The organism is Salinirubrum litoreum (assembly GCF_020567425.1).
GTDB lineage: Archaea > Halobacteriota > Halobacteria > Halobacteriales > Haloferacaceae > Salinirubrum > Salinirubrum litoreum.
In genome coordinates, this window is the sequence record NZ_JAJCVJ010000001.1 from 699,518 (window position 1) to 713,624 (window position 14,107).

Genomic DNA, 14,107 nt, shown 5'->3' on the forward strand with positions numbered 1-14,107 from the left:
CGGTAAAACGGTTGCTGGTTCGCCTGCGGGCGAGCGGGTACGGCGCTACCCGCCACCGCTTCGGCGACCGTCTCCCCGGCGGAATCGTTCGAAGAAGCCGTCTCCCTGCTGGATCGCGTAGTAGGTGGCGGTGAGCGCGATGATCGCGAGGAAGCCGGCCCCGACGAGTGTCGGAGCCACCCAGCCGAACCCCGGCACCGCCACCAGCGAAGCCAGCACCGAGAGCAGGCCGAGCACGGAGAGCGCGACGTAGAGTTCGTTGGTCGACAGGCCGTACTCCTCGACGACCTCCATGTAGACTGTCACGGCGTCCGCACCGTCGAGCAGTTCCACCTCCTTAGAGTCGGGGTCGTAGGCGACGACGCCGGCCTCGTCGAGTCGCGGGAGATGCGTCTGGTGGAGCGAGACGTAGACACTCTGCCGGACGTTCTTCGGTGGGGGCGACTCGCCCGACTCTTCGCTCGCGAGTTGATCCGCGAGCGACCCGACCGTCGCGCGACCACTGCTCTGCTTGAGGTGTTCGATCACGAACCGACGCCGGTCGTTCCGGAGGATGTCGTACACCTCGCTCTCGTCGAGTCTGTCTGTCACCGCCATACGACCTCGTCGCTGTCTGGATCGAGGCGTCCCTCGGCTCCGTCCTGTCGGGTACACCGCCTGTTCGACGCAACCGAGCCAACTCCGTGCATACCACCCCGACGCGGAGTCGGAGGTTCAGTATAACGTGAATACCGACAGCGGCCGACTGGTAGCCAGTCACTTCCACGCTTAGGTCGGCTCGCTTTCGGCGTAGGTACCACTGATCGCTCGACTGCCGCCGGGATTCGACGCCGACCGATCATCGAGGATCGGGTCGACCGCGCCAGACTCACTCCCGAAGCCTGTCGAGTACGGTCTCCTCCTGGTTCGACACGTGGTAGAGCGACGAGACGACGAGGACGAGGAACAACAGCGCGACCAACACGGTGCCGAGCATCCCCGACAGGACCGGCATCCCGGACGCGACGGCGACCGACAGTCCCAGTCCGAGTAAGCCCACCCCGAGGTAGTACTCGGCCCACGAGATCCCGTCTTGTGGAACGACCTCCATGTAGACGGCCACCTCGTCGGCACACTCCGCCAACCGGACCCGTTTCGAGTCCGAATCGTACTCGACGATCCCGAGGTCGTCGAGTTTCGGCAAGTGTGTCTGGTGGAGCGAGACGTAGACGCTCTGGCGAATGTTTCGCGGCGGCGGAGACTCCCCAGACTCCTCGGCCGCGATCCGTTCGGACAACTCCCGGACACTCTCGCTACTGTCCTCGACCTCCTGCAGTCGCTCGATCACCAGCCGCCGACGGTCGTTTCGCAACACGTCGTGGATGTCGGCCTCGTCGAGTTCGCTGTGTGCAGGACCTCCCCCGTCCTGCCGGACCCCTTGAGAACTCATCTCGGAGTAATGTTCGCCCTGTAGCAAAAGAAGGTATCCGATTGTTTTCCCTGACCGATTGTCAGTATTATGTACGTTTCGAAACGCTAAATCGGGGCTTAAAAAGCGGTTCAGAGCCAGTCGTCTGGCTTCGTGTCGTAGTCCACGTCGGTCGCCGTGATCCGGTCTTCGAGGTCCGGATCGAGGTCGTAAGTCTCGAATCGCTCCCCGTCGTACCGGATGCGTTTGCCGACTTCCGTGGGTGTCGGCTCGCGGTTCCGCCGGCGGGCGACCTCCACGTCGTGGTCGTCGAGTTCCTTCACGATGGTCATCAGGTTCACCGGGCGACCCCACAACTGGTAGATGCGCTCCAGCACGTCCTTCGCCTGCCCGATGTCGAGACTGATCCCGTTGTACTGGTGGCCGAGGAGCAGTTCGTTCCGGTTGGCGAAGTTCCCGTCGTACACCGCGACGGTCGGCTTCCCGAAGTTCGTGAACTGCAAGAGCAGTTTCTTCTTCACGTCCTCGTAGTCGGTCGACGTCACGCGGTAGTCGTTGCTCGCGTGGGTGAACTCGTAGGTGAAGTAGTGGTTGTCGGTGACGAACTCCTGGGTGAGGAACTCGTCTAAGAAGGTCACGTCGTTGTGACTCGCTCTGATCTCGCGCATCCGGTCCCACCCGGCGGCGTAGTCCACGTCCGCCAGCGCCTCGGCGACCGAGTCGTACTTCTCGTCGTCGAACATGTACCGGGCCAGTCGCTCCAGTTCCGACTGGCCGATGCGACGCAGGAAGCCACGGTTCTGCTTCTTCACGAGCGAGAAGTGTCGCTCGGCGAGTCCCTCGTAGGTCAGCACCTTCCACGGGTATGTGTCCACGTCGACGGCCTCGTCACTGTCGGGGTCGACGTCGCCGTCGCGGGTCGCGATGGCTCGGTCGAGGGCCGCCTGGTCGATACGCGGGTCGTCGCCGAGTGCCGCCAGTTCGTCCAGTCGTTCGGGCGTCACACCGTCGATTGCGGGGTGCGGCGCGAGTCGCTCCTGGACCGTGTCGAAGTCGACCACATCGGTCAGGTTCCGCCACGTGATGCCCCGCACGCGGAGGAGTTTGTCCGCGACCTCCCGCCGGTTGACCGTGTTCTCGACGTACTCCCACAGTTCCTTCCCGAGTTTGTAGGGGTTCAGGCCGGGCGACCCGAGGACGCGGGCCTGGTGGTCGGCGTACGAGAGGAACTCGTCGGTGCCGGCGAACCGCTCCTCGCCCATCATCATCGACTCCCAGTAGGCGGCCCACCCCTCGTTCATCACCTTCGTCATCTTCTGGGGGGCGAAGTAGTACGCCTCCGCGCGGAGCATGTCGAGTACGTCGCGTTGCCACTCTTCCATCTCGACGGCCTTCCCGCTGTCTGCGTCGTACTGCTTGCCGTGTTCTCTGAGGAACGCCAGTACGTCCTTCCGGGGTTCGTCGAGTCTGGCCGCCGCCTCCTCCGCCTCGGCGAGACGGTCCAGCCACTCCTCGTCGAACACCTGGCGGCGCACGTCCTCGGAGATGTCCATCTCGTCGAGGCGGTCCCGGAGGTCCTCGGGTGTCTCGTCGTCCTCGTCGGATCGCTCGGTGTCGAACGCCCGGTGCTGGTCGATGGTGTCCTCCAGACACAGTACCGCGTCGATGAACGCCTCGACCTCGCCACGGTCGATGTCGGGGTCCTCCATGTACCGACCGATGGCGTCGCCGTGGCGTTCGAGCATCGCGGTCGCGTCCAGTTCGCCGCCGAACAGGCGGTACCAACTGTTGTTCTTGAAGAAGTCGGCGTGCGCCTCGACGTGGGTGATGACCGCCTTCTGGTCGACGAGGGCGTTCGACTCCTGCAGGAAAGCGTGGCTCGGGTCGTCGTTGTTGACGAGTTCGTAGGCCCGCCCGCCGAGGAACTGGCTCTGTTTCTTCGATCTGTCGTACTGCATCCCCCACCGCCAGTGGGGGTACCGGTGCTGGAAGCCGCCGTAGGCCATCAACTGGTTCATCTCGTCGTAGTCGACGATCCAGTAGTTGACCGGGTAGGGGTCCAAGCCGAGTTTCTCGGCCAGGGCGTTGGCCTCCCGGACCGGTTCACCCAGTCCGGCGGCCTCCCGTCGTGCGTCGATTCTGTGGTCTCTCATTCGTCTGCCTCCGTGCTCAGCACGTCGTAGATGGCGTCGATCACGTCCTCGGGGGTCGAGACGTACGTGACGACGACGTTACCCGTGTCGCCCAGTGCTCGCTCGACCTCCTCGGCGTGGGTCGCGTTGATCGCGTTCCCGCCGGGTTGCGTCTCCACGTAGGCGTGGAGGTTGGCGGGGATCTCCTCCATCAGGGGGATCACGTTCTCCGTCGTGTCGTTCGAGGAGTTCTCGGAGTCGCCCGCCGCGAAGACGTAGCGGTTCCACTCGCTCCACGGGTACTCCTCCTCCAGCACCTCCTTCGCCAGTTCGTACGCCGACGAGATCTTCGTCCCGCCGCCCGACCGGATGCCGAAGAAGTCGTCGCGGTCCACCCGCCACGCCTCCGCGTCGTGGGCGATGTAGACGAACTCGGCGTTGTCGTACTTGCCCGTCAGATACCAGTCCAGCGGCGTGAAGGTTCGCTCGACGAGTTCGCGCTTCTTCTCGCGCATCGACCCGGAGACGTCCCGGATGTTGACGACGACGACGTTCTTCTGCTTCTTCTCCACCACTTCGGGGTGCCGGTAGCGCTCGTCCTCCCGGCGGAACGGGACGTTCCGCAGGCCGTCGCGGCGGATGCGCTGGATGGTCGTCGTGCGCTCGACGTTCGCCTCCATCTCGTCGAAGGAGTCCCACCGGCCGCGTTCGGCTTCGAGCGCGTCCCACTCGTCGTCGATCCACGCCTGCGAGACGAGGATGTTTTGTTCGCGGCACCACTCGAACACCTCGCGCGGCGTCACGCCGGCGACCGTCATCGCCTCCCGGACGTAGTCCTCGTCGAAGTCCATCGCCAGTTTGCGCTTCAGGCCGCGTTTGAACAACTGCTCGAAGTCGAGCGTCGAGTTCGGCCCGGCGCGGGTGAGTTCGGTGAAGTCGCCTTCGACCTCCTCGATCACTTCCTTGCCTTTGGGTTCCAGATCGAGCCCCAGTTCCTCGTCCAGTTCCTGGGCGAACTCCTCGGGATCCATCTGGTAGTACTCGTGGTCGCCGCCCTCCTCGCCGGGGTCGCCGTCCTCGTCGCCGTCGCCGGGTTGTGGCTGACCGACCGGTTGGCCCACGTCCGGCGTGCCGCCCTGTCCCTGTCCGACGCCGCCCTTGTCGCGGGGGTCGTAGGCGAACTCCGGCAGGTCGACGACCTTGATCGGGACGTTGATGCTGTTCGGGCCGGAGCCACCGAGGTCGCCGTAGCTGATGAACTCCTTCAGGTCCTCACGGCGCTGTTCGCCGACCTCGCGGAATCTGTCCAGATCGTCTCTCAGTCCCATTTGTAACTCACCTCTCTGAGCACCGCACGGCTGGTCAGTTCGGCCGACGCCTCGCTGTAGCCGTGGGTCGTCATCTCCGCGATGGTGCGCTCTTTCACGCGGGCCGTCTCGGTGTTGGCCGGCGGGTCGTCCCACTGGCGCGGGTCGAAGTCCTCGAACAGGCGCTGGACGTCCTCCCAGTCGTTCGTGTCCAGCACCGCCCGGATCACCGGGATGCTCGACAGGTCCACGTCCTCGATGGCGAAGTCGTCGTCGCGGTTCTCCCACGCGTAGCGGTTGATCGCGGTGATGATCTTCTCCCGGCGGAACTCCACCACCGGATCGGTCGGCTCGTTCCCCTGGTAGGCGGCCGACGAGAAGCGCCCGAGGTGTTCCGTCTCGAACAGCTTCATCAGCAGGGGGTCCGGATCGACCGGGCCGCGTTCCGTCTCGATCTGTTCGTCCGCGTCCCACGCGTAGACGTGTTCGACGTACTCGGCGACGGTCTCCTCCTCGACGCCCTTCTCGGCCAGCAGCGCCGAGAGGACGTCCCGCTCCTGTCGCTCGAAGATTTGCTTTTTCACGCCCGCCAGGCGCGTCTCGTACTCGGTCGCCTCGCCGCGGGAGAACACCGGGGCCGACTTCAGGTCGTCGGCCATCGCGTCCAGCACGTCGTCGGGCATGATGACGCGTTCCACGGGGAGGTCCGGGTGGTGGCGGTCGCGGTCCTCGTGGAGCAGGTCCGCGATGACGTCGCGGGTGTACGTCACCGGGATGCCGTGGCTCCCGTCGTTGGAGTCGTCGTCGAAGTCGTAGTCGCGCTTCTCGTGGCGCTCGTCGCCCGACTGGAGGTAGCCCTGATCGTAGATGATGGCCTTGTCGACCAGGTCCAGTCCCGGCGGCACGTCCTCGCCGTCGAGTCGGGTCACGACGCTGTAGAGTGCGGCAGCGGTGATGGTGTGGGGTGCGAGTTCCCGGTCGATGGCCCGCCCCCGGTTGTCCCGCACCGTCACGTGCAGTGGCTCGCGGATGCGGGCCTCAAGGTCGGCGTAGTCGTTCGCCTCCCACACTGTCGTTTCGTTCGTCAACTCCCGCTGGATCAACTCGGCCTCCAGCGAGAGGTTCGTCAGGTACCGGAACTCGTGTTTGTCGAGTCGGCGCTTCAGCGCCTTCAGGGGGTCTCTGCCGTTTCTGTCCGCGAACTTGTCGAGTTCCACGTCCAGATCGGGGTTCGAGATGACGAGCAGTTGCGTGTCGATGTCCATCCCGATGCCCTTGTCCAGTTTGACGCGCCCCTCGTCGGGGACGTTCAGCAGTTTCTGGAGCAGGTCGGAGTGCTGGGTCGCGTCCTCCACGACCGTCAGCAGACCGTTCCCCTGCGACAGCACGCCGTCGTAGCTGAACGCCTGCGGGTTCTTCCGGCCACGGGAGTCCAGTTCCCGGAGCATCCCCATCATCCACGACCCGACGAGTCGCTCCTTCGGACTGCCGTCGTCCTCGGAGTGGAGGATGCCGATGCCCTGCCCCACGTCCACGACGTAGTTCTTCACGCGGAGGTGGCCGGGGTCGGCGATGCGACTGAACAGGTCGGCCTTCCCGGCGCGGCGGTACTCCTCTTCGAGGTAGCGGTACGCCTCCCGGCAGAAGGGGTCGAGGTCCTCGTCCACCGTGATGGGGATGTGGTCGTCCAGTTCGGCGTTGAGGTCGGCGAGCAGTCGCTTCCGGACCTCCGGCGGGAAGACGGTGAGCGGGTGCGACTGGACGGGTGACTCGTACCAGTCGTCCTCGCGCTCTCTGCGTTCCTCGCCGTAGCTCAGCCCACGCGTGTCTTCGGCGTTGGCGACGTTCCACTCGACCGTGTACCGTCGCCCTGCCTCTGTCTTCGAGTACTCGCGCAGGCCGTTGACGAGACAGCGCTTCAGTTCGGACTTGCCCGTCGCGGTGGGGCCGTCGAACCAGATGATCTTCTCGCCCTTCCCCCGGTCTGCGGCGATCGTCCGCAGGTCGTCGACGAAGCCGTTCAGCACCTCGGTGTTGCCGAGGACCGCGTGCTCGCCGTCGTTGTGCGGGTCGTCGAAGAAGCGGTAGCGCTCCTTCTGTTCGCCCTCCTCGACGACCTCGCGGGTCCCCATCGACTCGATGGCTTCCAGCAAGTACTTCGAGGCGTGGCTGGCGATGCTCGGGCGCTCGAAGGCCGCGTCCACGTAGTCGGCGAGGCTCATCGGCTCCTCGTAGGCCCCCGTGAGCGCCTCGTCGCCCGCCCGGATGTAATCTGAAGAACGCATCACTCTTCGAGTTCGGCCTTGGCGACCTCCGCGCCGGCGAACTCGAGCACTTCGCGGGCCCCCTCACGCGAGTAGCCCTGTTCGACCAGCGCGTCGACCCAGGCGTTGCGCTCGTCGTCGTCCAGTTCGTTCGCGGACACCAACGCCGAGAAGTTGATGTTGTGTTTCTTGTCCTCCCAGAGTTTGCGCTCCAGTGCGCGGCGCAGGCGGTCGTTGTCCTGCGGGTTGAACGACGTGCCCTCGCGGGCGCGCCGGGAGACCCAGTTGGAGACCTCCTGCCGGAAGTCGTCTTTCCGGTCCGACGGGATGTCGAGTTTCTCCTCGACCGACCGCAGGAACTTCTCGTCGGGGTCCTGCTCTCTGCCGGTGAGTTCGTCCTCGACCGTCGCGTCGTCGATGTACGCCATCACGTGGTCCATGTACTTCTCGCCCTGTCGCTGGATCTCGTCGATGTCGTAGGCGAGGGCGTGGCGCACGTCCTCGATGGCGCGGTCCTTGTACTCCTCGCGGACCAGTTCGAGGTACCGGTAGTAGCGATCCAGGTTCTCCTCGGGGATCGACCCGTGGTTCTCCAGGTTCTGCTCGAAGTGGTTGAAGACCGTGAGGGGACTCAGGTAGTCCCGTCCGCGGTGGGTCGAGTCCATGATCGCCTCGGCGATCTCGTCGCCGATGAACCGGGCCGAGACGCCGTCCATCCCCTCCGCGATGTCGGCCTTCGACTCGCCCTCCTCGCGGAGTTTCTTCACGTCGACGTCGTCGATCTCGTCGATCTCGCCGTTGTAAGCCTTCGCCTTCTGGAGGAGAGTGATCGTCTCGCCGTCGGGTTCCTCGATGCGGGTGAGGACGCCGAACAGCCCCGCCATCTCCAGGGCGTGCGGTTCGATGTGCATGTCCGGCACGTCGGCGTTCCGGAGCATCTTCCGGTAGATCTCGGACTCCTGCTCGTACTCTAAGACGTACGGGAAGTCGATCCGCTTGGTGCGGTCGTTGAACGCCTCCATCTTCTCGTCGCCCTTCTTGTCCCGGTACTCGGGCATGTTCGTCCGGCCGACGATGACCTGGTCGATGTCGATGCGGGGGTTGTTCTTCGGCTTGATCGTCTGTTCCTGCGTCGCGTGCAGGAAGTCGTAGAGGAACTCCCGCTGGAGTTTCAGCAGTTCCTCGCCGGAGAAGATGCCCCGGTTCGCGTTACAGAACGCGCCGGAGTAGTCGAACGCTCGCGGGTCCGACTCGCCGTAGATGGCGAGTTTCGAGTAGTTGATGTCGCCGGTGAGTTCCGTCTCGTCCTGGTTCTTCTTGTCCTTCGGTTCGAACGTCTCGATGCACTGCCGCTTGTTCTCGCTCGCCACGAGGCGGATGATCTCGACGTGGTTCTCCAGGACTGCCTGGAGGTCGTCGTCGTAGTGGGCCAGCAGGCGGTCCATGTAGAACTCGCTGGCCGGGTCGAGCGACTGCTCGTTCCGGATGGTGTACGGCGCGTCCAGTTGCTCGTTGAGTTGCTCGATGACCGTGTCGCGCTGTTCCTGCGGGAGCAGAACGAGGGGGTCCTGGTTCATCGGCGACTGCACCGTGTCGTCGCCGGGGTCCTGATCCCGGATCACGTCGCCGAGGTTGACCCAGCGGAACGTGTACATCCGGCCCTCGTCGCGGAGGGTGTAGTCCTCGAAGTAGCGTCGGACCATCCAGTCGAAGTGGGACTTCCCGGAACCGACCGGGCCGAGCAGGAGTTTGATCCGTTTCTCGGGGCCGAGGCCGCGAGCGCCGGACTTCACCTTGTTGACGAACTCGTGGATCGACTCGTGGACCTCCCGGCCGTAGAAGACGTTCTCCCCGTCGTGGAGCGGGTCTTCGGAGGCCATGAGATACTCGACGACGCCGGCGTCCTCGTCGTACTCGGTGCCGTAGTGGTCGAACATGTCCGCGACGCGCTGGTTGGCGTTGCGGCCCAGTTTCGGGTCCTCGTACACCTTTTCGAGGTACCAGTCGAACGTCTTCGCCTCGCGGAGGTCCGCCGGCATCGACTCGCGGTACTGTTTGCTCAGTTCTTCGAGGGTTTCGATGTCACCTTTCATTGTATCACTGCTGTCTCGCTTGTGTCGGTCGAACGGTCGGTGTCGGGCGACGCCACCGGGCGGAGAAAGAAAGACCGGTGGCGGTGGTCGGGTGCGACAGGTGACTCACGCCGCCGATCGCAGTGCTCCTGCGACCGGCGACCGATCCCACCGTGGGCGCGTCCGGGTGAGTTCCATGTCATGCGTACACGTACCACACCTCGCTGCCCACCGTCGGATCGGCGTGAGACGACAGAATCGACGCAGGAGCCGAACGGTGGGCGCGGGAGGGGCGATCTCGCCCGGCCGACGAGCGACCGAGACTATTAAGAGTGTGAGGGATACTCTCACATAAGTCTTGTCTCAGCTTCGGTACGTGTCTCGAAATTAATATCGGTGTAACAGTACGACGAGAGCCAGATGACGCGGTCGGGCGTCGTGAGCGTCCAGCTCCGCTGATATACCTTTCGTTAGCACCGGTCGGACCCCGCCGTTCGCGGTCGGCGACGTCGGGGTGTCCCGTCCCACACCCATCGCTCGGTCGCTCACGACGATTCGGTACGCTCGCGGACGACTTGCATCCACAGGAGGGCGGTCTGGAGTGCGAGTACGAGCAGTGTCAGGAGCTGCACGCCGACGCGGATGGCTGTCGCTGGGTCCATGCGTGTGTGCCTCCGGTTCGGTCCACCCCTTACCGATGCCGACAGCACAACCAGTACACTCGTCAGTCCGTGGCAATCCGAACCGCTATAAGCTTTGGAATTGCTCACATATAAATGTTGGGTAGATTTCCGTAATCGGGGTGCAAATAACTGCGACGACGGCCACTCTCAGGCGTGACACGCCTGTCCCCGAACGAGAGCCATTTGAGTCCCGCCGACCAACCGGCGGGTATGAGTCTCGACGCTTTGCCGGCGGGCTGGCAGGTCTGGACCGAGGAACACGAGGGTCGCGTGATCCTCGCGTACCGGCCGGACGTGTTCGACACCGAGCAGTTCCCCGCGCCGTGTCTGCCGACCATCTTCGTCTCGAACGGGTCACGTCGGAAGCGACCGGGCGCCTCGCAGGTCGCGACCGACACGTGGCACGCCTCCCTCCTGTTGGAACCGGAGATCGAAGGGCCGGTCCGGAAGTTCGACTCGCGGGAGGACGCGCTGGTCGGTGCGGTCGGACTCGCCGAGGCGTTCGTGGCTGGCGAGATCGACTATCGCGGGCTGTACCAGGTGCCACGTGAGGACTACTTCGCGAAACTGGACGAGTTGGTCGGCGACAGCGAGTGAGTCGTCCGGGGGTCCGGAACTCGGTAGTCGCAGTCGTCCCCGAGCCTCCCCGACTGCTTGCGACCGAACTGCGAGCAGACCACTCCCTGTCGCTCGGGCCCTGCTCGGTGCCGGTCGCCACCAGCTCGCGTCCTCGTGAGTTCCGGGTTATGATCGCGTGATCGGACGACGAGTGTCGCGTGCGCTTTCACCTCGAATTCGGCGCGCGAGGAGCGTCTTCGTGAGTCGGGCGAGACCGGAGGTCTCGCTGAAAACCGGCGCGGAGCGCCGGTGATGAAACGAACGAAGGTCAGCGAGAGCGTGTCTCTCGCCAGACGCGAGGGAGGCGGGGTGGGCGGTGCGGAGAACCCCGCCGAGGCCGGGGAGGACGAGGTGCGGTGCAGTGTGGTTGCGGTGCGGGTGCGGTTCCTCGCGTAGCACGAGTAGCGTTGCTGATGCGGTCGTGGCCTGTGGCGCGGTCACGGTCGAATAGTCCGTTTGCACCGGATCGAGTAGTGGTGCCGTCGCGGTCTGTGGTGTCGTCGCGGTCGGTGTTCCAGTCTGCGGTGTCGTAGTAGTCGCGGTCTGCGGTGTCGTCGCTGTCAGCTGTAGAACCGACTCCCGACTGTCGGTGAACCGACGACGAGAGCGAACACCCATCCACACCAACGCAGCCGTCGTCTCAGAGGAAACCACCATATCGCCAGCGCGCGTACGATCAGCGATGGCCGACTCCCAGACCCGGTGTAAGATCTGCGGTCGCACCTTCGAGAGCGACGAGGCACTCCGGAAACACGTCCGCGAGATCGGACTCGTGGACTGACTCGCCCGACGATGCACCCTACCGATAGCGATTCAACCGATCACGAAGTTGCTTCGCCGAGCCACGGGCGGCCTTGTCGAAGTTCTCACCCTCGCCCGCGAAGATGATCCCCCGCGAGGAGTTCACGAGGCCGACACCCACGCCGTCCCGGTCGGCGAGGCCGTACTCGACCGCCGCCTCGACGTCGCCGCCCTGTGCGCCGACCCCCGGCACGAGGAACGGGATGTCCGGGACCTGCTCCCGGAGCGATTCGAGTTCCTCGGGCGCGGTGGCACCGACCACCAGGCCGACGTTGTCGTTCGCGTTCCACAGGTCCGCGAGCGCCGCGACACGCTCGTACACCGTTTCGCCCGAGTCGAGTTCGAGGTCCTGCAGGTCCGCGCCGCCGGGGTTCGAGGTCCGGCAGAGGACGAACACGCCCTTCTCCTGTCGGTCGAGAAACGGCTGGAGCGAGTCCCGACCCATGTAGGGGTTCACGGTGATCGCGTCCGCACGGTCCAGCAGGCCGGCGTACTGCCGGGTCGTGTTCCCGATGTCGGCGCGTTTGGCGTCCAAGAGGACCGGGACGTCCTTGCCGTGGGCGTAGGCGATCGTCTCCGTCAGGGCGCGCCAGCCGTCGGGGTCCTCGTAGAACGCCGCGTTCGGCTTGTAACACGCCGCGAACTCGTGGGTCGCGTCGATGATCCGGCGGTTGAACGCCCACCGGGGCAGGTCGTACTCCTGGAGATGCTCGGGGATCCGACTCGGGTCCGGGTCGAGGCCGACCGAGACGACGCTGTCGGTCGCCCGGATGCGATCCGCGAGCGTGTCGAAGAACGTCATGCTCGGTGGTGGCGCGGACGCGACCCTCGTTCTTTCGATCCGTCTCGACCGGTCGCCTCCACCGGCTGGTTCGTTGACTACGACTGTAGTAACTCGTTGCCACGAGACTCACTCAGATCGTTGTAAACGTTCTCTGATACTCTCAGAAGCCGTCATATCCGATTTCTGACCACCAACTACTTACGTCAGTTCGTCACAGTACAGCGTGATGTTGCCCTTTGCCGACAGCCCGATCAAGCGCAACGGAAAGTCACTCATCCTCGCCTACGACCACGGGCTGGAACACGGCCCGGCCGACTTCAAAGGGATGCCGGAGACGGCCGATCCGGAGCGGACGTTCGAACTCGGCACCCACGACGCGGTCACGGCGGTCGCAGTACAGAAGGGAATCGCCGAGGCGTACTACCCCTCCTACGAAGACGACGTGAACCTGCTGGTGAAACTCAACGGGACCTCGAACCTCTGGATGGGCGAACCGAACCAACCGGTCAACTGTACGGTCGACTACGCGGTCGACATCGGCGCGGTCGGTGTCGGCTTCACCATCTACGGCGGATCGAACCACGAGGTCGAGATGTTCGAGGAGTTCCGCGAGGCACAGCAGTCCTGCCGGGACTACGACATCCCGATGGTGATGTGGTCGTACCCGCGCGGGCAGGGACTCAAGAACGACACGGCACCCGACACGATCGCCTACGCGACCCGCCTCGCCCTGGAGATCGGTGCCGACATGGTGAAGGTGAAGTACCCCGGCAGCCCCGACGCGATGAGCCACGCGGTGAACATGGCGGGGAAGATGCCGGTCGTGATGTCAGGGGGGTCGAAGATCAGCGACGAGGAGTTCCTGCAGACGGTCAGTGCGTCACTGGACGCAGGTGCGAAGGGACTCGCGGTCGGCCGGAACATCTGGCAACGTGACAACCCGATCGAGATGCTCGACATGCTGGAACAACTGATCTTCGAGGACGCGAGCGTCGAGGCGGCGCTCGCGCACGGCGGCGACTGATGACCGACCCAGACGACGCGGCCGGTTCGGACGATCCGAGCGACGCTAGTGACCCACCCGACGCGTCGGCAGACGGGACCGGGGAGACGATCACCGCGGTCTTCGACGTGATCGCCGAGACGGCCCCGGACATCCGCCACGGCCTGCCCGGCAGACGCCTCGAAGACGCCGGCGTCAACCCCAGCGGCGAGCGACAGGCGGCGGCGGACGTGTACGCCGACGACCTCCTGCGCGACCGGATCGGCGAGGTCGCGGGCGTCGCGGAGTACGCCAGCGAGGAACGCCCCGACGTCATCGACGTCTCCGGTGCAGAGTCGGACGCGCCCGGCGATCACGACGCGACGCTCTCGGTCGGCGTGGACCCCCTCGACGGCTCCTCGAACCTCAAACCGAACAACACGATGGGCACCATCGTCGCGGTCTACGACGCGCCCCTGCCGGCGGACGGCGACCACCTCGTCGCCGGCGGCTACGTCCTCTTCGGCCCGGTGACGACGATGGTCGTCGCCCGCGAGGGCCACGTCACCGAGTATCTGATCGAGGACGACGGGACCCGGAACGTCGTGCAAGACGACGTGCGACTGCCCGACCAACCGGGCGTCTACGGCGTCGGCGGGCGCGTCCCCGACTGGCCCGACGACGTGACCGACTACGTCCGCGAGGTCGAGTCGGACGACAGCATGAAACTCCGGTACGGCGGGTCGATGATCGGCGACGTGAACCAGGTCGTCACCTACGGCGGCGTCTTCGCGTACCCGAAACTCCACTCGGCACCGAACGGGAAACTCCGCCTCCAGTTCGAGGGCGCGCCCATCGCCTACGTGCTGGAGTGTGCCGGCGGGAAGTCCACCGACGGCGAGCAGTCGCTCCTCGACGTGCCGGCGACCGACCTCCACCAGCGCGTACCGGTGTACATCGGCAACGCCGAGTTGATCGACCGACTCGAATCGGCCGTCGAGTGACAGCCAGGGACACCGCCGCGAGAAGGCGGAAGGGTCCACTTCTGTGCGGGAG

11 protein-coding genes are annotated in these 14,107 nt (G+C 65.0%); 4 read left to right on the forward strand and 7 right to left on the reverse strand.

Annotation, left to right across the window (positions count from 1 at the left end):
* Positions 1-45 precede the first annotated feature (45 nt).
* The 6 genes from LI337_RS03360 to LI337_RS03385 all read right to left on the reverse strand — a co-directional run bounded on the left by LI337_RS03360 (position 46) and on the right by LI337_RS03385 (position 9,204).
* Positions 46-597, reverse strand: coding sequence for a DUF7344 domain-containing protein (locus LI337_RS03360; RefSeq protein ID WP_227228303.1), 552 nt, complete (start codon positions 595-597; stop codon positions 46-48).
* 271 nt (positions 598-868) lie between these two features.
* Positions 869-1,429, reverse strand: coding sequence for a DUF7344 domain-containing protein (locus LI337_RS03365; protein ID WP_227228304.1), 561 nt, complete (start codon positions 1,427-1,429; stop codon positions 869-871).
* Between the two features lie 110 nt (positions 1,430-1,539).
* A complete protein-coding gene (locus LI337_RS03370; RefSeq protein WP_227228305.1) occupies positions 1,540-3,561 on the reverse strand; it encodes a SpoVR family protein in 2,022 nt (673 codons plus the stop codon).
* Positions 3,558-4,868: a YeaH/YhbH family protein gene (locus LI337_RS03375; protein ID WP_227228306.1), complete on the reverse strand. Its 1,311-nt coding sequence runs from the start codon at positions 4,866-4,868 to the stop codon at positions 3,558-3,560. The genes LI337_RS03370 and LI337_RS03375 overlap by 4 nt, the downstream gene beginning before the upstream one ends.
* Positions 4,859-7,132, reverse strand: coding sequence for a PrkA family serine protein kinase (locus LI337_RS03380; RefSeq protein ID WP_227228307.1), 2,274 nt, complete (start codon positions 7,130-7,132; stop codon positions 4,859-4,861). Before LI337_RS03380 ends, LI337_RS03375 begins: the two co-directional genes overlap by 10 nt.
* Positions 7,132-9,204, reverse strand: a complete 2,073-nt coding sequence (locus LI337_RS03385; protein WP_227228308.1) for a PrkA family serine protein kinase — start codon at positions 9,202-9,204, stop codon at positions 7,132-7,134. Before LI337_RS03385 ends, LI337_RS03380 begins: the two co-directional genes overlap by 1 nt.
* An 872-nt stretch (positions 9,205-10,076) precedes the next feature.
* On the opposite strand from LI337_RS03385, the gene LI337_RS03390 reads away from it, so the two are divergent.
* Positions 10,077-10,463, forward strand: a complete 387-nt coding sequence (locus LI337_RS03390; RefSeq protein WP_227228309.1) for a DUF5820 family protein — start codon at positions 10,077-10,079, stop codon at positions 10,461-10,463.
* Between the two features lie 273 nt (positions 10,464-10,736).
* A complete protein-coding gene (locus tag LI337_RS03395) occupies positions 10,737-10,880 on the forward strand; it encodes a hypothetical protein (RefSeq protein ID WP_227228310.1) in 144 nt (47 codons plus the stop codon).
* A gap of 403 nt (positions 10,881-11,283) precedes the next feature.
* Here the strand turns inward: LI337_RS03395 and pyrF are convergent, their stop codons facing one another.
* Complete coding sequence (pyrF, locus tag LI337_RS03400; RefSeq protein WP_227228311.1) at positions 11,284-12,087, reverse strand: orotidine-5'-phosphate decarboxylase; 804 nt, start codon at positions 12,085-12,087, stop codon at positions 11,284-11,286.
* 208 nt (positions 12,088-12,295) lie between these two features.
* Between pyrF and LI337_RS03405 the strand changes: the two genes are divergently transcribed.
* Together LI337_RS03405 and LI337_RS03410 are read left to right on the forward strand one after the other, a co-directional pair.
* Positions 12,296-13,093, forward strand: coding sequence for a class I fructose-bisphosphate aldolase (locus LI337_RS03405; protein WP_227228312.1), 798 nt, complete (start codon positions 12,296-12,298; stop codon positions 13,091-13,093).
* Positions 13,093-14,055, forward strand: coding sequence for a class 1 fructose-bisphosphatase (locus LI337_RS03410; protein ID WP_227228313.1), 963 nt, complete (start codon positions 13,093-13,095; stop codon positions 14,053-14,055). The genes LI337_RS03405 and LI337_RS03410 overlap by 1 nt, the downstream gene beginning before the upstream one ends.
* Positions 14,056-14,107: the final 52 nt, after the last annotated feature.